Origin of the sequence: Verticiella alkaliphila, from assembly GCF_018904615.1 — a bacterium.
Taxonomy (GTDB): Bacteria; Pseudomonadota; Gammaproteobacteria; order Burkholderiales; family Burkholderiaceae_B; genus Verticiella; species Verticiella alkaliphila.
This window is the reverse complement of the sequence record NZ_JADCNH010000014.1, coordinates 22,655-41,269: the sequence shown is the minus strand read 5'-3', so window position 1 is coordinate 41,269 and position 18,615 is coordinate 22,655. Positions and strand designations below refer to the sequence as shown.

The 18,615-nt window shown below is 67.4% G+C and carries 18 protein-coding genes, 1 other RNA gene and 1 pseudogene; 10 read left to right on the top strand and 10 right to left on the bottom strand.

All coding sequences use genetic code 11. The features are described 5' to 3' along the window. Positions 1-68: 68 nt before the first annotated feature. From thiC to IMZ29_RS11165, 7 genes and pseudogenes are all read right to left on the bottom strand, one after another. Complete coding sequence (gene thiC, locus IMZ29_RS11195; protein ID WP_253207046.1) at positions 69-1,982, bottom strand: phosphomethylpyrimidine synthase ThiC; 1,914 nt, start codon at positions 1,980-1,982, stop codon at positions 69-71. Positions 1,983-2,282: 300 nt separating this feature from the next. After that, the gene (locus tag IMZ29_RS11190) at positions 2,283-2,861 is read right to left on the bottom strand and encodes a type 1 glutamine amidotransferase domain-containing protein (RefSeq protein ID WP_216183734.1); all 579 of its coding nucleotides are present in this window, start codon (positions 2,859-2,861) and stop codon (positions 2,283-2,285) included. A gap of 102 nt (positions 2,862-2,963) precedes the next feature. Continuing rightward, positions 2,964-3,290: an Mpo1-like protein gene (locus tag IMZ29_RS11185; protein ID WP_216183732.1), complete on the bottom strand. Its 327-nt coding sequence runs from the start codon at positions 3,288-3,290 to the stop codon at positions 2,964-2,966. 52 nt (positions 3,291-3,342) lie between these two features. Beyond that, positions 3,343-4,169 (bottom strand): annotated as a pseudogene (locus IMZ29_RS11180) (NAD(P)-dependent oxidoreductase). 260 nt (positions 4,170-4,429) lie between these two features. Next, a complete protein-coding gene (locus IMZ29_RS11175; RefSeq protein ID WP_216183730.1) occupies positions 4,430-6,037 on the bottom strand; it encodes a gamma-glutamyltransferase family protein in 1,608 nt (535 codons plus the stop codon). Positions 6,038-6,319: 282 nt separating this feature from the next. Beyond that, on the bottom strand, positions 6,320-7,825 hold the full coding sequence (locus IMZ29_RS11170; RefSeq protein WP_216183728.1) for a tripartite tricarboxylate transporter permease: 1,506 nt from the start codon (positions 7,823-7,825) through the stop codon (positions 6,320-6,322). 12 nt (positions 7,826-7,837) lie between these two features. After that, positions 7,838-8,296, bottom strand: a complete 459-nt coding sequence (locus IMZ29_RS11165) for a tripartite tricarboxylate transporter TctB family protein (RefSeq protein ID WP_216183726.1) — start codon at positions 8,294-8,296, stop codon at positions 7,838-7,840. Between the two features lie 275 nt (positions 8,297-8,571). On the opposite strand from IMZ29_RS11165, the gene IMZ29_RS11160 reads away from it, so the two are divergent. From IMZ29_RS11160 to IMZ29_RS11140, 5 genes are all read left to right on the top strand, one after another. After that, the gene (locus IMZ29_RS11160; RefSeq protein WP_216183724.1) at positions 8,572-8,880 is read left to right on the top strand and encodes an MreC domain-containing protein; all 309 of its coding nucleotides are present in this window, start codon (positions 8,572-8,574) and stop codon (positions 8,878-8,880) included. After that, positions 8,867-9,166, top strand: coding sequence for a cell division protein ZapA (locus IMZ29_RS11155; protein ID WP_216183722.1), 300 nt, complete (start codon positions 8,867-8,869; stop codon positions 9,164-9,166). Before IMZ29_RS11160 ends, IMZ29_RS11155 begins: the two co-directional genes overlap by 14 nt. A gap of 26 nt (positions 9,167-9,192) precedes the next feature. Next, positions 9,193-9,371, top strand: a non-coding RNA gene (gene ssrS, locus IMZ29_RS11150) — 6S RNA. Between the two features lie 84 nt (positions 9,372-9,455). Further along, on the top strand, positions 9,456-10,274 hold the full coding sequence (locus IMZ29_RS11145; protein ID WP_216183834.1) for a sulfite exporter TauE/SafE family protein: 819 nt from the start codon (positions 9,456-9,458) through the stop codon (positions 10,272-10,274). A 70-nt stretch (positions 10,275-10,344) separates the two neighbouring features. Then, entirely contained in the window at positions 10,345-11,103 is a 759-nt protein-coding gene (locus IMZ29_RS11140) for an SIMPL domain-containing protein (protein WP_216183720.1), read from the top strand. On the opposite strand, the gene gcvA is transcribed toward IMZ29_RS11140, so the two are convergent. Beyond that, a complete protein-coding gene (gene gcvA / locus IMZ29_RS11135; protein WP_216183833.1) occupies positions 11,087-12,064 on the bottom strand; it encodes a transcriptional regulator GcvA in 978 nt (325 codons plus the stop codon). The genes IMZ29_RS11140 and gcvA overlap by 17 nt on opposite strands. A 94-nt stretch (positions 12,065-12,158) precedes the next feature. Here gcvA and hglS point away from each other — a divergent pair, with 94 nt between their 5' ends. Both hglS and IMZ29_RS11125 read left to right on the top strand, forming a co-directional pair. Beyond that, positions 12,159-13,529 (top strand): 2-oxoadipate dioxygenase/decarboxylase HglS, encoded by a 1,371-nt coding sequence (hglS, locus tag IMZ29_RS11130; RefSeq protein ID WP_371820242.1) that lies wholly within the window; start codon positions 12,159-12,161, stop codon positions 13,527-13,529. A gap of 2 nt (positions 13,530-13,531) precedes the next feature. Then, positions 13,532-14,761 (top strand): aminotransferase-like domain-containing protein, encoded by a 1,230-nt coding sequence (locus IMZ29_RS11125; RefSeq protein ID WP_216183716.1) that lies wholly within the window; start codon positions 13,532-13,534, stop codon positions 14,759-14,761. Positions 14,762-14,873: 112 nt separating this feature from the next. On the opposite strand, the gene lgt is transcribed toward IMZ29_RS11125, so the two are convergent. Then, positions 14,874-15,671 (bottom strand): prolipoprotein diacylglyceryl transferase, encoded by a 798-nt coding sequence (lgt, locus tag IMZ29_RS11120; RefSeq protein WP_216183714.1) that lies wholly within the window; start codon positions 15,669-15,671, stop codon positions 14,874-14,876. Between the two features lie 82 nt (positions 15,672-15,753). On the opposite strand from lgt, the gene IMZ29_RS22755 reads away from it, so the two are divergent. Together IMZ29_RS22755 and msrA are read left to right on the top strand one after the other, a co-directional pair. Continuing rightward, positions 15,754-16,137 carry a c-type cytochrome gene (locus IMZ29_RS22755; RefSeq protein WP_253207045.1) on the top strand — a complete coding sequence of 128 codons (384 nt, stop codon included), beginning with the start codon at positions 15,754-15,756 and terminating at the stop codon, positions 16,135-16,137. Positions 16,138-16,217: 80 nt separating this feature from the next. Next, entirely contained in the window at positions 16,218-16,781 is a 564-nt protein-coding gene (msrA, locus tag IMZ29_RS11110; protein WP_216183712.1) for a peptide-methionine (S)-S-oxide reductase MsrA, read from the top strand. A 25-nt stretch (positions 16,782-16,806) separates the two neighbouring features. Here msrA and IMZ29_RS23290 read toward each other — a convergent pair whose 3' ends face one another. Beyond that, positions 16,807-17,112 carry a response regulator transcription factor gene (locus IMZ29_RS23290; RefSeq protein ID WP_371820232.1) on the bottom strand — a complete coding sequence of 102 codons (306 nt, stop codon included), beginning with the start codon at positions 17,110-17,112 and terminating at the stop codon, positions 16,807-16,809. Positions 17,113-17,205: 93 nt separating this feature from the next. Between IMZ29_RS23290 and IMZ29_RS11100 the strand changes: the two genes are divergently transcribed. Then, positions 17,206-18,600 carry a DHA2 family efflux MFS transporter permease subunit gene (locus IMZ29_RS11100; RefSeq protein ID WP_216183708.1) on the top strand — a complete coding sequence of 465 codons (1,395 nt, stop codon included), beginning with the start codon at positions 17,206-17,208 and terminating at the stop codon, positions 18,598-18,600. The last annotated feature ends 15 nt before the right edge of the window (positions 18,601-18,615 follow it).

Below are 18,615 nucleotides of genomic sequence, written 5' to 3'. Positions count from 1 at the left end.
ACGCGACAGCACGGGTTCGTGCCGTGCTGTCGCGCAACGTTCGGCGCTCGCGCAAGGGTGAGTCGGGTTCAGGTGCGGTGATAGAGCGCGCTGCCGGAGCGCCGGAATTCCAGGGCCTTCTCCTGCATGCCGCTGCGCAGCGCAGCCGTGTCGGTCACGCCGTGTTCGGCCGCATAGGCGCGCACTTCCTGCGTGATTCTCATGCTGCAGAAATGCGGTCCGCACATCGAGCAGAAGTGCGCCACCTTCATCGCCTGCTTGGGCAAGGTCTCATCGTGGAACTCGCGCGCGGTGTCCGGATCCAGACCCAGGTTGAACTGGTCGTCCCACCGGAACTCGAAGCGGGCCTTGGACAGGGCATTGTCGCGCACCTGGGCGCCCGGGTGGCCCTTGGCCAGGTCCGCGGCGTGGGCCGCGATCTTGTAGGTGATGATGCCGTCCTTGACGTCCTTCTTGTTGGGCAGGCCCAGGTGTTCCTTGGGCGTCACATAGCACAGCATGGCCGTGCCGTACCAGCCGATGTTGGCCGCACCGATGCCCGAAGTGATGTGGTCGTAGCCCGGGGCGATGTCCGTGGTGAGCGGGCCGAGCGTGTAGAAGGGCGCTTCGTGGCAGTGCTCGAGCTGCAGGTCCATGTTCTCCTTGATCATGTGCAGCGGCACGTGACCCGGGCCTTCGATCATCACCTGCACGTCATGGCGCCAGGCCACCTGGGTGAGCTCGCCCAGGGTCTTCAGCTCGGCGAACTGCGCTTGGTCATTGGCGTCGTAGATCGAGCCGGGGCGCAGGCCGTCGCCCAGCGAGAAGCTCACGTCGTACGCCTTCAGGATCTCGCAGATGTCTTCGAAATGTTCGTACAAAAAGCTTTCGCGGTGGTGCGCGAGACACCATTTGGCCATGATCGAGCCACCGCGCGAGACGATGCCTGTCATGCGGTTGGCCGTGAGCGGCACGAAGGGCAGGCGCACGCCAGCATGGATGGTGAAGTAATCCACGCCCTGCTCGGCCTGCTCGACGAGCGTGTCCCGGAAGATCTCCCAGGTGAGTTCTTCCGCCTTGCCGTCCACCTTTTCCAGCGCCTGGTAGAGCGGCACCGTGCCGATGGGCACCGGGCTGTTGCGCAGGATCCATTCGCGCGTCTCGTGGATGTGCTTGCCGGTGGACAAATCCATCACGGTGTCGCCGCCCCAGCGGATGGCCCAGGTCATCTTCTCGACTTCCTCGCCGATGGACGAGGTGACGGCCGAGTTGCCGATGTTGGCGTTGATCTTCACGAGGAAGTTGCGACCGATGATCATCGGCTCGATCTCGGGGTGGTTGATGTTGGCGGGCAGGATGGCGCGGCCCCGGGCGATCTCGTCGCGCACGAACTCGGGGGTGATTCGTGCGGGGATGGCGGCGCCGAAGCCTTGCCCCCGGTGTTGGTGTAACAGCAGATCGGCCATGCGCGTGCCGGTCGGGCCGCTCGCGCGCAGCGCAGCCTCGTAGGCCTCGCGACGCAGGTTCTCGCGGATGGCGACGAACTCCATCTCGGGCGTGACGATGCCGCGACGCGCGTAGTGCATCTGCGTGACGTTGGCGCCGGGCAGGGCGCGTCGTGGCGGACGGGCCAGGTCGAACCGCAGGGCCTGCAGCGCGGGGTCGGACAGCCGAGCGCGGCCGTAGGCGCTGCTCGGGCCGGGCAAGGTCTCGGTATCGGCGCGCTCGCGGATCCAGTCGGCCCGCAGCGGCGGCAGGCCGCGCCGGATGTCGATGCGGGCATCGGGATCCGTGTAGGGGCCGCTCGTGTCGTAGACCGTCACGGGCGGATTGGGCTCGCCGCCGAATCCGGTGGGCGTGTCCGCCTGCGACACCTCGCGAAATGGCACGCGAATGTCGGGCCGTGAACCGGCGGCGTAGATCTTTCGGGACTGGGGGAGGGGCGCGACGGCAGCGGCGTCGACTTCGGCCGTGGCGGCCAGGAACTTCGGGTTGGCGTTCAAGACGAGCTCCAAGAGGGTTGGAGCCGAAAACGAGGACGTCGCCGGGCCAGCGCACTGGTGTGCCCCGGCCCGGAAAAACGCTCCCTGTCTCGGCATTATCCGCACAGGTGCAAAGGGTCTGATCTCACCCCGTCGAGCATGCTCGACGAGGACCCCTGCGTTTGCCGCGCCAGTATAAGACGAGGCGGCCCAGGGCGGGCCGCCTCGTGTCGCGTTCACTGTCCTCGGTGCGGTCAGGACTCGCCGGCGGGAACGCCGCGCGCCATGTCGCCCGGCACTGGATGGCCCGCAGGCCTCGCGTCAGGTGGGCTGGGCGGGCGACGTTTCGGTGACCGCTTCGTCCCCGCTCAGCGCTTCGACCAGCTTGGCGTTGAACGCGGGCAGGTCATCGGGCTTGCGGCTGCTGATGAAGTTGCCGTCCAGCACGACTTCCTCGTCCACCCATTCGCCGCCCGCGTTGCGGATGTCATCCTGCAGGGTGGGGTAGCTCGTGAGCTGGCGGCCATCGACCAGGCCTGCCGACACCAGCAGCCACGCCCCATGGCAGATCACTGCAATCGGCTTGCCTTGCTCATGGATGCCCTGCACGAAGCGCTGCGCGCCTTCCTCGACCCGGATCGCATCCGAATTGAAGACGCCGCCTGGCAGCACGACGCCGGCGTATTGCGTCGGATCCACGTCCTCGAAGGTGGCGTCGACGGGAAAGCTGTCGGCTTTCTCATCGTGGTGCATGCCACGCACCTGACCGGGCTTGGCCGAGACGATGTGGACCGTGGCACCTGCGCGCTCCAGGGCCTGGCGCGGGCTGGTGAGCTCCACCTGTTCAAAATTGTCGGTGACGAGAATGGCGACCTTGCGGTCCTGGAGAGGGGCAGTCATGGCAGACTCCTGTCGCGTGAGAGGCGCGCCGGCAGGCACGCAATGCCCAGAATCGAGCAAGCCTCATGCCCATCGCTGCGATGCAGCACCCCCCGCCGGCCGTCAGAGCGGTATGCGCCCCGTCACCATCTGCCACCACATCTTCCAGTCGCCCAGGAAGCTGTAGAGCGGCTGCTTGAAGGATGCCGGCCGGTTGTGTTCGAACGCGAAATGACCCACCCAGGCCAGGGCGTAGCCCCAGACGAGCCCGGCGAGAATCCACCAGGGATTGCGGGTGAGGATGGCGATCGCCAAGCACGCCAGCCCACCGGTGGAGCCGACAAAATGCAGTCGGCGACAGGTGCGGTTGGCATGCTCGGAGAGATAGAAGGGATAGAAGGCCGCGAAGCTGTCGAAGCGAGCCGGGGCCTGCGAGGGCACGTGCGCCATTGCCGTCTCCTGGGCCCGGTGCGGGCCCTTGTGCGGGACGGTGGCGCCGCGATCAGAGTCGCGTGATGAGGCTGGACGTATCCCAGCGCCCGCCGCCCATGTTCTGGACATCACCGTAGAACTGATCGACCAGGGCCGTGACGGGGGTGCGCGCGCCGTTGCGGCGGGCTTCGTCCAGGACGAGCGACAAATCCTTGCGCATCCAGTCCACGGCAAAGCCGAAGTCGAACTGGCCGTCGACCATCGTAGCACCGCGGTTTTCCATCTGCCAGCTCTGCGCCGCGCCCTTGCTGATCACTTCCAGCACGGCCTTCATGTCCAGGCCAGCAGCCTTGCCGAAGGCCACCCCCTCGGACAGGGCCTGCACCAACCCGGCGATGCAGATCTGGTTCACCATCTTGGCGAGCTGCCCCGCGCCCGGCGCGCCGAGCAACGTGACGGCGCGTGCGTAGGCGCGGATCACCGGCTCGGCGCGCGCGAAGTGGGCTGACTCGCCGCCGCACATCACGGTGAGCACCCCGTTCTGTGCGCCCGCTTGGCCGCCCGAGACGGGCGCATCGACGAAACCGACACCGCGTGCGGCGGCGGCGGCGTGGAGCTCGCGGGCGACCTCGGCCGAGGCGGTGGTGTGATCGACCAGCAGCGCACCCTGGGCGAGACCAGCGAGGGCCCCCATGTCGCCCAGCACCACGCTGCGCAGGTCGTCGTCGTTGCCGACGCAGACGAACACGATGTCGGCACCCTGGGCCGCCTCGCGCGGCGTGGGCAAGGCCTGATGGCCGTGTTCGGCGACCCACGCCTGGGCCTTGGCTGCCGAGCGGTTGTAGACGCGGACCCGATGACCGCGCGGGCCAGGTGGCCTGCCATTGGGTAGCCCATCACGCCAAGGCCGACGAAGGCGACGTTCAAGACAGACGAAGCGGGACGGGATGCGGTCGTGGAAGGGGCGGTCATGGCAGGCAGCAGGCGGGTGAAGGCGTCAGATAAAGGGGCGGACAGCGCAACCAGGCCGGCGCTGTCCTGCCGTAGGACGGTAGCATGGATGTGTGCGCGTGACGGCGCGGGCGGGGCGCTGCTGCGATCGCGTTTGCCGGCAAGGCCGCCGACCGCTTGGGCGGCTCCCGATGCCGCGCGCAAACTCAGAAGCCGGCGGCGTGACCGTCGCGCCGGCCGTCACTGGCGGCGACGTAGCCGTCCACGGCGGGATCGCCCAGGCGCCAGATGAACTGGCCGGAGCCGAAATCCTGGTGCGTGTCGGCGGTGGCGGCGACTTGGTGGCCGCGCGCCTGCAGGCCCGCCACGGTCGAGGGCGGCATCGCCGATTCGACTTCCAGATCCAGCCCCTGCGTCCAGCGCCAGCGGGGGGCGTCGCAGGCCGCCTGCGGTTGCTGGCCGTACGCCAGCATGCGCACGACCGTCTGCACGTGGCCTTGAGGCTGCATGTTGCCGCCCATCAGCCCGAAGCTCATGACGGGGGCGCCCTGGTACGTCAGAAAGGCCGGGATCAACGTGTGGAAGGGGCGCTTGCCGCCGGCGACCGCGTTGGCGTGGGCCGGGTCCAGGCTGAAGGCGCGGCCACGATTCTGTAGGCTCACCCCCGTGCCGGGGACGACGACGCCTGAGCCGAAGCCCAGGTAATTGGATTGGACCAGGCTCACCATCATGCCGCGCTCGTCGGCCACGCTCAGGTGCACGGTGCCGCCGGCAGGCGCATGGCCCGTGGCGTAGGTCTGGGCACGTTGGGGGTCGATCAGGCGAGCGCGCTCGGCCAGGTAGCTGTCGGACAGCATCTCCTCGGTCGAGACCCGCATGTGGCGTGGATCCGCCAGGTGTGCGTGGACGTCGGCGAAGGCCAGCTTCATGGCTTCGATGATGAGGTGCTGCGTGGCCGGGTGGTCTGCCGCACGACTGCCGATGTCCAGGTGATCAAGGATCCCCAGCGCAATGAGGGCGGCAATGCCTTGTCCGCTGGGCGGGATCTCGTGCAGCGTGTAACCGCGGAAGTCGCGGCCGAGCAGGTCCACCCATTCAGGCTGGAAGCTGCGCAGATCGGCGAGCGTGAGCGCCGCGTCGTGCGCCTGGGCGTGCGCCACGATCTTGTGGGCGGTGGCGCCCTCATAGAAGTCCCGGCCTTCCGAGGTGGCGATGCGCGCAAGTGTGGCCGCGGCGTCTTTCAGGACGAAGTGCTCGCCCACTTCCGGCGCGCGGCCGCGCGGCAGGAAGTGCTCGGCGAACCCCGGCTGATCGCGTAGCGTGTCGGCCTGGGCGGCCCAGCGGCGCTGCACCGTGGGTGACACTGCGAAGCCGCGCTCGGCGTATTCGATGGCGGGTGCGAGGGCGGCTTCGAGGCCGAGCTTGCCGAAGCGTTGGGCCAGGGCGGCCCAGCCCGCCACCGCGCCGGGAATGGTGACGCTGTGCCAGCCCAAGGCGGGAATGGCGCCGCCGTGCTTGCGCGCAAAGTAGTCGGCCGACCAGCCGGCGGGTGCCGTGCCCGCCGCATTCAGCCCGTGCAGCCGCGCGCCGTCCCACACAATGGCCATGCAATCCGATCCGAGACCATTGCCGCAAGGCTCTGTCAGGGCGACGGTGGCCGCCGCGGCGATGGCGGCGTCCACGGCGTTGCCGCCCGCGGTGAGCACGCGCAGCGCCGCCTGTCCCGCCAAGGGCTGGGACGTGGCAACGGCGTTACGGGCGAAGACCGGTGAGCGCAGCGAAGGGTAGGGATTGGACCAGTCTTGAAAGCGCATGGGGTGGCAATGTCATGGCGGCGCCGGGCCTGCGCGCCGTCGGATCGCAATCATTTCGGGTAAACCCCTAGAGTAGCGCATATCCAAGTGCAACAGAAATGGGCCAGATACCTGTCGTATCGTGCGCCCATCGCAAATAGTCGAGATAGACGCGTCGAACGCATGCGTGCGTTCAACTCGAGGCAGCGGCTACGCCCGACCCTAAAAGCACGACGCCCCCGGGCTCTGAGAGGCGGGAGCGTCGGGGGCGGCGGGGTCGACTACCCCCCGAGAATCACGCGATCAATCTTCTTCGACGAAGGTTTCTTCGCGCTTCTTGCGGATCGCCGGCAGCGTCACGAAGATCACCAGCACCGCAGCGATGCCGAGGAGCACCGCGGACAGCGGGCGCTCCACGAAGGTCATGAAGTCGCCACGGGACAGCAGCAGCGCGCGACGGAAGTTCTCTTCCATCATCGGGCCGAGCACCAGACCGAGCAGCAACGGAGCGCCTTCCACCTTGAGCTTGGCCCACACGTACCCGATCAGACCGAAAGCGGCAGTGACGAACACGTCGAACACGTTGTAGTTCAGCGTGTAGACACCCACCGAGCAGAACACCAGGATCGCGGGGTAGAGGATCTTGTAGGGCACTTGCAGCAGCTTGACCCACAGACCGACCAGCGGCAGGTTCAGCACGACCAGCATCAGGTTGCCGATCCACATCGAGGCGATGAGGCCCCAGAACAGTTCCGGGTGGCTGGTGATGACCTGCGGACCGGGCTGGATGTTGTGGATCGTCATGGCGCCGACCATCAGGGCCATCACCGCGTTGCCCGGGATGCCCAAGGTCAGCAGGGGGATGAACGAGGTCTGTGCCGCGGCGTTGTTGGCGGACTCGGGGCCTGCCACACCGGCCGGGTGGCCCTTGCCGAAACGTTGCGGCTCCTTGGCGATCTTCTTCTCCAGCGTGTAGGACGCGAAGGAAGAGAGCACCGCACCGCCACCCGGCAGAATGCCCAGGCACGAACCGATGGCCGTACCGCGCAGCACGGCGGGCGCGGCTTCCTTGAACTCCTGCTTGTTCGGATAGAGCGAGCCGATCTTGGAGGTCAGGGCCACACGCTTATCGCGCAATTCGAGGTTGTTGAGCACCTCGGCGAAGCCGAACACACCCATGGCCACGGCGGCGAAGTCGATGCCATCCTGGAGTTCGGGGATGTTGAAGGCGTAGCGCGCCACACCGGAGTTCACGTCCGTGCCGACCATGCCCAGCAGCAGACCCAGAAGGATCATGCAGATGGCCTTGAGCAGCGAGCCGGACGCCAGCACCACGGCGCCGATCAGGCCCAGCACCATCAGCGAGAAGTACTCGGCGGGGCCGAACTTGAAGGCGACTTCGGCCAGCGGGGGCGAGAACGCCGCCAGCAGCAGGGTGGCCACGGAGCCGGCAAAGAACGAGCCGAGCGCGGCGATCGACAGCGCCGCCCCTGCGCGTCCGTTCTTTGCCATGGCGTGACCATCCAGGACGGTCACCACCGCAGAAATCTCACCCGGCAGGTTCACCAGGATGGCGGTGGTCGAGCCACCGTATTGCGCGCCGTAGTAGATACCGGCCAGCATGATCAGGCCGGCGACGGGCGGCAGCACATACGTGATCGGCAGCAGCATGGCGATGGTCGCCAGCGGGCCGATACCAGGGAGCACGCCGATCAGGGTGCCGAGCAGCGCGCCGAGAAACGCGTACGCGAGGTTCTCGGGCGTGAACGCGACGGACATGCCGAGCGCGAGGTTAGAGAGCAATTCCATGGCAGTGACTCCTTAGCCCATGAACCAGGGGTAGAGCGGGAAGATCAGGCCCAGACCCTTGACGAAGGCGACATACGCGAAGACCACCAGGAAGATGGCGTTGCCGATGGCGACCTTCCACGAGAACTCGTGGCTGGCGAGACTGCTGCCGATCACCAGGACGGCGAGCGACAGGTACAGGCCCAGCGGCTTGAGCAGCAGGCCGAAGGCGACGACCGAGCCCAGCACGAGGAGCAGGCAGCGCCAGTCGAACTTGTCGATCTCGGTGCGCTCTGCCTTGGGCGAGAGCGCGGAAATGCCGATGATGGCTCCGAGTACGGCCATGATGGTACCGAGCCAGAAGGGGAAGTAACCTGGACCCATCCGGGCGGCCGTGCCCATTTGGTAGTCCGTCGCGAACCAGGCGAAAAGCAGCCCGGTCACCACGAACATCACTCCGGACCAGAAGTTTTGCTGTGACTGTATTCGCATGGTGCGATACTCCTCTGCGGTTGAAACGGCCCCCTGTCGCCTGTCAATCGCTGTCGCTTTGCTGAAAGCTTTACGAAAGCTGGGTGTGCGGTAAGCGCAAGCTACAGGAGGTGCGCAATCGTAGTTGATATGATTCGGCCTGCCTATCGGTTAGAAACCCTGGTGGGTCGGGGTTTTCCCGAGTTTTGAAAGAACTTTGAAAGGGTCCTGCGGGACGCCGGAAATCAGCGCTCCTTCTACCCTGTGATTCCGTCGATTGGTTTACGATGACGCCCATGCTTGAAGATCTCGATCACCTAGCCAGCCGGGTCCAGGCACTGGTCCAGTTCGCGGAATCGGCCCGTGCCGACATGACGCAGCAGGCCAATGCAGCTCGGGCTGAACTCGCTCGCGTCGCGGATGCCGCACGCGCGGAAAACGCCACCCTGGCCGAGCGGCTGGCGCGCAGCGAAGAAGAGAACCGGCAGCTGCGCCGGTTGTTGACCGTCGCGCGTGATCGCGTGGACGACGTGCTGGCACGAATCCCCGATCCGGACGCCCTGCGCCGCGAGGCTACCGAGGAGAATGCCAATGGAACGGCTTGATGTGACCATCCTGGGCCGGGAATACACCCTGGCCTGCGACGCGACCGAACGCGAGTCCGTGATTGCGGCGGCCCAGCACCTGGACCGCACCATGCAGCGGCTGCGCAATGGCAGCAAGCCCGGCACGAGCACCGAGCGCATCGCAATCATGGCGGCCTTGCAGTTGTCCGCAGAGCTGCTGTCCACGCCGGTGGCCGGCAGCCAGAACGGCGAATTTGCATTGGGCGACTACAAGCGTAAAATCGAGGACATGCAGCGCGCCATCGACGGCGTGTTGCCGCGGTAGCGCTCAGGCGCTACCGTGCAGTTCAGTTTTCCCTGCGGTGTTCGTGACTGGCCAAGTAATCCTGTTCCAATATCTTGGCATCGGTTGCGGAACAAGTCGTGTGGGTGTGATCGCTCCTCCGGGAGATGACTCGAAGCACGAATGACTGCGACCACTTGAACCTATCGGTTCAGGATGCCGGCCTGGCGGCACAGGCGGGGACTTTATCGACGGCCCGGTGATCTCACCGGGCCGTTTTCTTTGGTTCAATGGCGCATCCATGGCGCAGGTACGGGAGACTGCGGTGGTCTTGGATGTGGCATCGGTCGCCTCGTTGCTGGCGTTGGGCCTGGGCTGCGGCTTCCTGGCCGGGTTGCTCGGCGTCGGCGGTGGGATGGTCATGGCACCCCTGCTCGCTGCCGTGCTGGCCTGGCAAGGCGTGGCGCTCGACATGCAGGTCCACGTGGCCATCGCCACGGCCATGGCCACCATCCTCTTTACGTCGCTTTCCAGCGCGCGCGCCCATAGTCGCCGTGGGGCGGTCCGCTGGCATGTGGTCGCGGCCATGGTGCCCGGGCTGATCCTGGGCGGCTTGCTCTCGGGCGGAGCGGCGTTCGCCTTGCTGCCTGCCGCCTGGCTCGCGCTGGGTTTTGGTCTCTTCGTCGGGTATTCCGCGCTGCGCATGCTGACGGCGCGGCCCGTGGCGGCGGATCGGGCATTGCCGGGCGCCCTGGGTCTAGGTGCCGCCGGCACCGGCATCGGCTTCATCTCCGGACTGGTGGGGGCCGGCGGCGGCTTTTTGTCCGTGCCGTTCATGACCCGGCGCAATGTGCCGCTGGCCCACGCCATCGGCACCTCGGCCGCGCTGGGCTTTCCCATCGCCGCCGCCAATACGGTGGGTTATGTCTGGTCGGGCTGGCACGAGACGACCGGCCAGCCTGGCATGTTCGGCTTCATTGCCTGGCCCGTGCTGATCGTCGTGTCCATCGCCAGCATGCTGGCAGCCCCTGTGGGGGCTGCCATGGCCCACCGGCTGCCCGTGCACCGGCTCAAGCGCGCGTTCGCCGGGATGCTCTTCCTGCTCGCGTGTTACATGCTGTGGAAGTCTTACACGGCATTTGTCGCTTGAATACGCTACGGTAGGACGCCCGTGCAGGGCGTGGTGCCCGCGCCGGTCATTGTTTCAGAGGAAGCCTGCCGTGACGTCTCAACCCTCCCGTTTCCCCCTGGCCGCCGGCCTTGCTGCCTTGACGGTGCTTGCGGCGCCATTGGCGCACGCGCACGAGCATGAGCGCGATCGCGAGCGTCGCGAGCAGACGCGTGAGCCGCGTCTGTCGCTGCAGGCCGAAGCGGTGTCCGAAGTCGCCCAGGACAAGGTCGACATCACGCTGGCTGCCGAGCTCGAAGGCACGGATCAGGCCGATGTCTCCCAACGACTGACCAAGCTGTCGAATGATGGCCTCACGCAACTGCGCGGCAAGGCGGGGCAGGGCGTGACCGTGCGCAGCGGCGCCTACCGCATCTGGCCGAACACCGATCGCGACGGCAAGATCACCGGCTGGCGCGGTCGCGCCGAGATCGTTCTGGAATCCACGGATCTGCCGGCAGCGTCGTCACTGGCGGCGCAGGCTCCCCAGGGCATGGCGATCTCCGACGTCGCGTTCTCGCTGTCGCGCGAGGCACGCGCGGCCGAAGAGAAGCGCTTGCTGGGCGAAGCGGCCACGGCGTTCCGTGCGCGCGCCGATGAAGCTGCCAAGGCCTTCGGCTTTGGTAGCTACAGCATCCGCAAGCTCGATCTGGCGGGCAGCGGCGCCGTGTACGCCCAGCCCAAGATGGCGATGATGCGCGCCGCACCGCAATCGGATTCGGCGCCCCCGCAGTTCGAGGCGGGGACGGCCACCGTCACCGTCTCGGTGCAGGGCGAGGTCACGCTGGGCCACGCTACCGCCAAGCCCTGACCGGATCCACCGATGCGCCATCGGGCGCGTCGGTGATGTGAGGCACCACGTCCTGGGCCGCCGTCACCGCGGCCTGGGCTTCTTCGCGCAGCCAGGTGCGAAAGGCAGAGACGAGCGGCTCGGCGGCCCGGGCCTCAGGCACCGCCAGGTAGTAGGCCTGCGTTTGCAGCCGCATCGGCCGAAAGAGTGCCACGAGCCGCCCGTTGCCTAACTCTTCCTCGACCAGGCAGTGGGGCATGAGGCCGACGCCCATCCCGGCGGCGGCGGCGGCCGCCATCATGGCGAATTGTTCGAAGTGGGCCCCCTGCATGGCCCAGGCGGCGCCGAGTCCGGATTGCTCGAACCACTCCAGCCACAAGGCCGGCCGGGTGGTCTGCTGCAGCAGCGGCAGCCCGGTGAGGTCCGCCCTCTCGCGCACCGGATGGCGCGCCAGGAAGGCCGGGCTGCAGACCGGCACGACGGATTCCGGCAGCAAGAGATCGCACTGGGTGCCCGGCCACACCGGATCACCGAAGTGCACGGCGGCGTCGAACGGCTCACGTTCGAAGTCGAAAGGCTCCAGACGGGTGGCAAAGTGCACCAGCACGTCCGGGTGACGCGCGGCAAAGCGGGGCATGCGCGGAATCAGCCAGCGCGTACCGAAGGTGGGCAGCACGGCCAGGTTCAACAGACCTCTGGAGCCGCCATGGCGCATGACCTTCTGGCTGGCCTCGGCAAGGGTCTGCAGTCCCGGTCGCACTTCAGCGGCATACAGCCGACCGGCGTCCGTCAGCACGAGACGCTGGCGATGACGTTGGAAAAGTGCGACACCCAGGCTCGCCTCCAGTTGCTGGATCTGGCGAGACACGGCGCTTTGCGTGAGGTGGAGCTCCTCGGCCGCGCGCGACACGCTCGCATGACGCGCAGCGCTCTCGAAGGCCATGAGCTGGGCCGTGGGCGGCAGGAATCGACGATGGAACATGCGGGCAGGTCGAAGCGACTTCATGCGATTTTCGCATGATGTGCTGCAGAATTTTCGTTAGCCGCCGCCGCCTTGGCGGCGCATCATGCCCGGCATGAAAGCCGACCTCATCTCCGCCAATACCCTCCGCTCCTGGTTCTCCCAGGCCCTGTCCGACATGTACCGCACCGAGGTGCCGCAGTACGGGACGCTGCTCACCCTCGTGGCCGACATCAACGCGTCGGAACTTGCCGACAAGCCCGATCAGCGCGAAGCGCTGGAGCGCACCGACGAACTGGCCCGCCTGGACCTGGAACGTCACGGCGCGATCCGCCTGGGCACGGCCGCCGAACTCGCGATGATCCGCCGCGTTTTCGCCGTGCTCGGCATGACCGCCGTGGGTTACTACGATTTGTCCGTGGCCGGTGTGCCCGTGCATTCGACCGCCTTTCGTCCCGTTGACGACGAAGCGCTGCGCCTGAACCCCTTCCGGGTCTTCACGTCCCTGCTGCGTCTCGAGCTGATCGAAGACGCCGCGCTGCGCGAGACCGCACAGGCGATCCTGGCCCGCCGCCAGATCTTCACGCCGGGCTGTGTCAGCCTGGTCGAGCAGGCGGAAGCCGCCGGCGGTCTCACCGCCGAGGAAGGCCGCCGCTTCGTGGCCGAGGCGCTGGAAACCTTCCGCTGGCACAGTGATGCCACCGTCGATCTGGCCACCTACCAGCAACTCAAGGGCGCCCACCCGCTCATCGCCGACGTGGTCTGCTTCAAGGGCCCGCACATCAATCACCTGACGCCGCGCGTGCTCGACATCGACCGGGCCCAGGCCGCGATGGGCGAGCGCGGCATGCGCGCCAAGGCCAGCATCGAAGGCCCGCCGCGCCGTGTCGTGCCGATCCTGCTGCGCCAGACCAGCTTTCTCGCACTCGAGGAGCCGATCGTGTTCGGCGCTGGCGAAGCCGCCCGCGATGGCACGCACACCGCCCGCTTCGGCGAAATTGAGCAGCGTGGTTGCGCGCTCACCCCGGCCGGGCGCGAGCGCTATGACACTCTGCTCGCCCAATCCCGCGCCGCGGGCGGCGGTGCTGCACTGGCCGAGGCCTTCCGTGCCTTCCCGGACGACGTCGAGACGCTGTATCGCGACCGCCTGATCCACGTGCGCTACACCGCCAACACGTCGCGCCTGGCCGCAGGCGAGGTGCCCCCGGTCAACCGCGACGACGTCGATGCGCTCGTGGCAGCCGGCTGGCTGCAGATCACCCCGCAGGTCTACGAGGATTTCCTGCCCGTGAGCGCGGCCGGCATCTTCCAGTCCAACCTGGGCGGCAACGAGAACGACGCGTATGCGGGCGGCGGCAACCGTCCGGCCTTCGAGGTCGCTCTGGGGGGTCCGGTGCAGGACGAGTTCGCGCTCTACCGCGAGAGCGAGGCCGCCTCGTTGCGCGAAGCGCTCGCACGCCTGGCCGGCGCGGCGAAGGCGGCGTGACCATGACGACGCCTACCCACGGCGCGCGCGACGCGGCCGATTTCGTTCGCGACGTGTATCGCCACGCGCCCGGCTCGCCGATCCGCGAGCTCAAGCGCTATACCGAACTGTCGGGGATGATCTCGCTTGCCGGCGGCTATCCGGCACCCGAGCTCATGGACGTGGCCGGTGTGCAGGACGTGCTGGGCAGCTTGTCCGGCGCCTCGCTGGCCCGCGCGCTGGCCTATGACGCGACCGACGGCCACATGCCCCTGCGCGAAGCGCTGGCCGCGCTGTCGACGGACCGGGGCATGCCCAGCGAAGCCGCCGACGTGCTGGTGCTCACGGGCTCGCAGCAAGGCATCGATCTCATGGCGCGCACGGTGCTCGCCCCTGGCGACGTCGTGCTCGTGGAGGCGCCCACCTACCCGGCCGCGCTGTCGGCTTTCCGGCTGGCCGGTGCGACCGTCGTGGAAGTCGCCGGTGACGACGACGGCGTGCTGCCCGAGGTGCTGGCCGAAGCCCTGGCTACGCACGCGCCCAAGATGCTGTACCTGGTGCCGAACTTCGGCAATCCCTCGGCGCGGGTGTTGGCGGCTGAGCGCCGTCGCGACGTCCTCGCGCTGGCCGTGCGGCACGGGTGCCTCGTGCTCGAGGACGATCCCTACGGTGACCTGTGGTTCGACGCGCCTCCACCGCTCTCGCTGTATGCCTTGCGTGGCGAGGTGGCGGGTGCCGCAGATGTCTGCGTCTATCTGGGGAGTCTGTCCAAGACACTCGCACCCGGCCTGCGCCTGGGCTGGATGCTCGGCCCGGCCGCGATCCGGCGGGCTTGCGTGCTTGCCAAGCAAGTGGACGACCTGCATGCCAGCACGCTGACGCAGGCCCTGGCAGCCCGCTATCTGCAGGAGGGGCGCTTCGCCGCTCACCTGCCGAATCTGCGCGCCGCCTATGGCGCGCGCGGGCGGGCGTTGTCCGACGCCTTGGGCCAGGCGCTGGAGGGACGGCTCACGTTCGCCGCGCCGCGCGGGGGGATGTTCCTCTGGGCACGTCTGGACGCGTCCGATGCGGACACGTCAGCCTGGCTGCAGGCGGCCATTCGTCATCAGGTGCTGTTCGTGCCGGGGGCGGCGTTCTTCGCCGATGGCAAGCCGAGCCCGTGGCTGCGCCTATCCTTCGCCTCCTGGGCGGAAGACGGGCTGCGCGAGGGTGCGCAACGCCTGGGCGCCAGCCTGGACGACGCTGGCGCCTGAACGGGCGTGGGGAGCGGGTTCACAGGGCAGCGCTCAGGCGCTGCCCGAGGCGTGCCGGCTGGCACGTGGGGCGCGTCGGTGCGGCGCCGACGCGCCGCTCACCGCCATGGATTCAGATCGCCGCCACGGCGCTCGGCTGGCGGGCGGACCAACGGAAGATCCACAGCCCCGCCAGGATCATGGGCAGCGAGAGCCATTGGCCCATGCTGAAGCCACCGGCCAGCAGGCCGAGGAAGCTGTCCGGCTCGCGCGTGTATTCCACGAGGAAGCGGAACACGCCGTAGCCGATGAGGAACACGGCGCTCACGCGGCCCAGGGGCTGCGGCTTGCGGGCGAACCACCACACGATGAGGAACAGCAGCAGGCCTTCCAGCGCAAACTGATAGAGCTGCGACGGATGGCGCGGCAGGCCATCGCGTGCGCCCGGGAACACCATGGCCCAGGGCACGTGACTGACGCGGCCCCAGAGTTCGCCGTTGATGAAGTTGCCCATGCGGCCTGCGGCCAGGCCGAGCGGCACCATCGGCGCGACCAGATCGCCGACTTCGAGCAGCCGCAAGCCCCGACGCCAGGCGAACCATGCGATGACAGCGATCACGCCGATCAATCCGCCATGAAAGGCCATGCCGCCTTCCCACACGGCAAAGATTTCGAGCGGATGCTGCAGGTAGTACGCGGGCTTGTAGAACAGCACATAGCCCAGGCGACCACCGACGATGACGCCGATGATGGCGTAGAAGATCAGGTCTTCGAGATCGTTGCGTGTCAGGCGCGTCACGCCCCGGGCAACCAGGCGTCGTCCGACGACCCAGGCGAGCGCGAAGCCCAGCAGATACATGAGGCCATACCAGTGCACGGCCACCGGGCCGATCTGGAAGGCCACCGGGTCGAACGAGGGGTGCTCGAGCATGGGGCGGGGGGCGAAAGTGAAAACTGGTCGATAATAACCCTTTGGCCTCGGCCGTCATGCCAAACGCATTGCAGGGATTGCCATGTCGTACCCACCGCGCGCTTTTAACCCCACCCAGGCCATCGCCCGGCAGTGGCGCGGCGCGGTCGGAGGCTTGGCCGCCTGTGCGCTCGGGGTGCTGATCTCAGTCTCGCCCGCGCATGCGGCGGACACCACCGAGCAGGCCATGGCGCTCGCCCGCGCGAATGTCTGCCTGGGCTGCCACCAGGTGGATGCGCGTCGGGTCGGCCCTCCCTTTCGCGCCATTGGTGAACGCTACGCCGGCAAGGGCGAGGACGCCGACAACGTTTCCTACCTTGCGCAGGCCATCCAGCAGGGCAGCCGCGGCAAGTGGGCGCCCTCACCATGCCGGCGCAGCCGCAGGTGGACGACGACGAGGCCCGGCATCTCGCCGAATGGATTCTGACCTTGGGCAAGACCACGCCCTGAGCCGCGCGCGCCTTGCTCCTCCCCACTGCCGGGGTACGACGCAACAGGAGATACGTGATGGCGAATTCCCAAGACGACGGCGTGGCCACGGGCCGCGCGGTATTCGGTGGCGGCTGCTTCTGGTGCACCGAAGCCGTCTTCCAGCAGCTGCGTGGCGTGACGTCGGTCACCTCGGGGTATGCCGGCGGCGAGGGCGAATCGCCCAGCTACGAGCAAGTGTGCGGTGGCGACACGGGGCACATCGAAGTGGTGGATATCCGCTTCGATCCGCAGGTGATCCGCTTCGAGGACCTGCTCAATGTGTTCTTTGCCACACACGACCCAACCACGCTGGACCGACAGGGCCACGACGTCGGTTCGCAGTACCGTTCTGCCATCTTCTGGCAGGACGACGCACAGCGCGAGACGGCCGAGCGGGTCATCGATGCGTTGAACCGTCAGGGCATCTTCGATGCGCCGATCGTCACCCGTCTGTATCCGGCAGCGCACGTGTGGCCCGCCGAGGACTATCACCGCAACTACTTCGCCCAGAACCCGCGACAAGGCTATTGCCATGCCGTCATCGCGCCCAAGGTGGCGAAGTTTCGCAAGCAGTTCGTCGATCAGTTGCGCAGTCGTTGAGCGGCGGCGTGCGCCATGTCGGATCTCAATAGAGCGGCGGGCGCGCATCGATGGCCTGCGCAGCTGGGGGCATGAGCGGTGAAGACTCGGCCAGCGGCAAGCCGGGGAAGTGGCCTTGGCTGTATAGCGTCGCGATGAGTTCCAGCGCATTGCGCACGCCGAGCTTCTGGAAGATGCGAGAGCGATGCACCTCCACTGTGCGTTGGGAAATGCCGAGCGAATCGGCGATCCGCTTGTTGGGCTGACCCCCCAGCACGTGATCCAACACCTCGCGTTCGCGCTGGGTCAGCTCCGTGCGGGGTTTGCGGTCGAAGCGGTGGAAAGCATACATAGTTACAGTCCATAACAAACGAGGATTCATTTTGTCCGTCTGCGGCATCTGTTCCAACCTGCGAAAACTGACAGGGCGAGTGGTGCAGCATCCATGAGTCGCCCTTCCTTCATCATTCCGGGCATCGTCGGTTGTGCCCTTTTCATGCAGATGCTCGATGCCACGGTGGTGGCCACGGCCCTGCCGGCGATGGCCGAGGCGCTCGGTACCACGCCTGTGCGCATGAACATCGCGATCACGTCCTACTTGCTTGCCGTGGCGATGTTCGTGCCGCTGAGCGGCTGGGCCGCGGATCGATTCGGACCGCGCCGTGTCTTCATCACTGCGATTCTGCTCTTCACCCTGTCGTCCGCGGCGTGCGCCCTGGCCGGCAACGTGCCAGAGCTCATCGCCGCGCGATTGGTGCAAGGGCTGGCGGGGGCCATGATGGTGCCCGTGGGCCGAGTGATCCTGCTGCGCTCGGTGCCCAAGAACGAACTGGTGCAGGCCATGTCGTTCCTCTCGATCCCGGCGCTGCTGGGGCCCGTCGTCGGCCCGCCGCTCGGCGGCTTTCTCGTCACCTATGCCTCGTGGCATTGGATCTTCCTCATCAATCTGCCGATCGGCGTGCTGGGCCTGGTCCTGGTGTATCGCTTCATCCCGACGATCCCCGGGCTCTCGCCCCGGCCGCCCATGGACTGGCTGGGCTTCGCACTGACCAGCCTGAGCCTGGCATCCATCGTCTTCACGTTCGAAGCCGTCGGCCACCAGTTGCTGCCCCCGCTTGCGAGCGCCGCTCTGCTGGCATTCGGGGTGGGCTGCGCTGTTGCCTATCGCTGGCATGCTCGCCGCACGCCGCACCCGATCGTCGACCTGAGTCTGCTGCGCATCCCCACGTTCGCCATCGCCAGTCTAGGAGGCAATTTGTGCCGATTCGCGATTGGTGCGACCCCATTCCTGCTCGTCATGCTGCTGCAGGTCGGCTTCGGTCTCAGCCCGCTCGCGGCGGGCATGATCACGTTCGTGAGTGCCGTGGGGGCGCTGTTGATGAAGACGGTGGCCGTGCCAGTGCTGCGCCGGTTCGGCTTTCGCCGGATCCTGCTCAGCAACGCGATCATCACTGGCGTCTCGATCGCGGTGTGCGCGCTCTTCACGCCCACCACGCCGTACTGGGTCATGCTGCTGGTGCTGCTGCTGGGCGGCTTCTTCCGCTCCCTGCAGCTCACGGCGGTGAACACGCTCACCTATGCCGACATCGCGCAGGAATCCATGAGCCGCGCAAGCGGCCTGGCCGCCATGGCGCAGCAGGTCGGCATCAGCCTGGGCGTGGGCGTGGCGGCCATTTCCATCAACCTGAGCATGGCGGCGCGCGGCGCGCAGACGCTCGCGATCAGCGACGTGGCGGTCGGCTTCGTCGTCGTCGGTATCCTGGTGTCGCTCTCGGCGCTGTCGTTCCGCCGGCTGGATCCGGATGCGGGCGCCGAGGTGTCGGGGCGCGCAGCCGCCTGACGGTGCCAGGCGCTA

What these genes read in the sequence shown, in the direction of transcription:
- IMZ29_RS11175 (WP_216183730.1), bottom strand. Translation starts at nt 6,037, where the DNA reads ATGCGCTTTCAAGACTGGTCCAATCCCTACCCTTCGCTGCGCTCACCG.
- IMZ29_RS11155 (WP_216183722.1), top strand. Translation starts at nt 8,867, where the DNA reads ATGGAACGGCTTGATGTGACCATCCTGGGCCGGGAATACACCCTGGCC.
- IMZ29_RS11190 (WP_216183734.1), bottom strand. Translation starts at nt 2,861, where the DNA reads ATGACTGCCCCTCTCCAGGACCGCAAGGTCGCCATTCTCGTCACCGAC.
- IMZ29_RS11165 (WP_216183726.1), bottom strand. Translation starts at nt 8,296, where the DNA reads ATGCGAATACAGTCACAGCAAAACTTCTGGTCCGGAGTGATGTTCGTG.
- IMZ29_RS11125 (WP_216183716.1), top strand. Translation starts at nt 13,532, where the DNA reads ATGACGACGCCTACCCACGGCGCGCGCGACGCGGCCGATTTCGTTCGC.
- lgt (WP_216183714.1), bottom strand. Translation starts at nt 15,671, where the DNA reads ATGCTCGAGCACCCCTCGTTCGACCCGGTGGCCTTCCAGATCGGCCCG.
- IMZ29_RS11170 (WP_216183728.1), bottom strand. Translation starts at nt 7,825, where the DNA reads ATGGAATTGCTCTCTAACCTCGCGCTCGGCATGTCCGTCGCGTTCACG.
- IMZ29_RS11100 (WP_216183708.1), top strand. Translation starts at nt 17,206, where the DNA reads ATGAGTCGCCCTTCCTTCATCATTCCGGGCATCGTCGGTTGTGCCCTT.
- IMZ29_RS22755 (WP_253207045.1), top strand. Translation starts at nt 15,754, where the DNA reads ATGTCGTACCCACCGCGCGCTTTTAACCCCACCCAGGCCATCGCCCGG.
- IMZ29_RS11185 (WP_216183732.1), bottom strand. Translation starts at nt 3,290, where the DNA reads ATGGCGCACGTGCCCTCGCAGGCCCCGGCTCGCTTCGACAGCTTCGCG.
- gcvA (WP_216183833.1), bottom strand. Translation starts at nt 12,064, where the DNA reads ATGTTCCATCGTCGATTCCTGCCGCCCACGGCCCAGCTCATGGCCTTC.
- IMZ29_RS11160 (WP_216183724.1), top strand. Translation starts at nt 8,572, where the DNA reads ATGCTTGAAGATCTCGATCACCTAGCCAGCCGGGTCCAGGCACTGGTC.
- IMZ29_RS23290 (WP_371820232.1), bottom strand. Translation starts at nt 17,112, where the DNA reads ATGTATGCTTTCCACCGCTTCGACCGCAAACCCCGCACGGAGCTGACC.
- hglS (WP_371820242.1), top strand. Translation starts at nt 12,159, where the DNA reads ATGAAAGCCGACCTCATCTCCGCCAATACCCTCCGCTCCTGGTTCTCC.
- msrA (WP_216183712.1), top strand. Translation starts at nt 16,218, where the DNA reads ATGGCGAATTCCCAAGACGACGGCGTGGCCACGGGCCGCGCGGTATTC.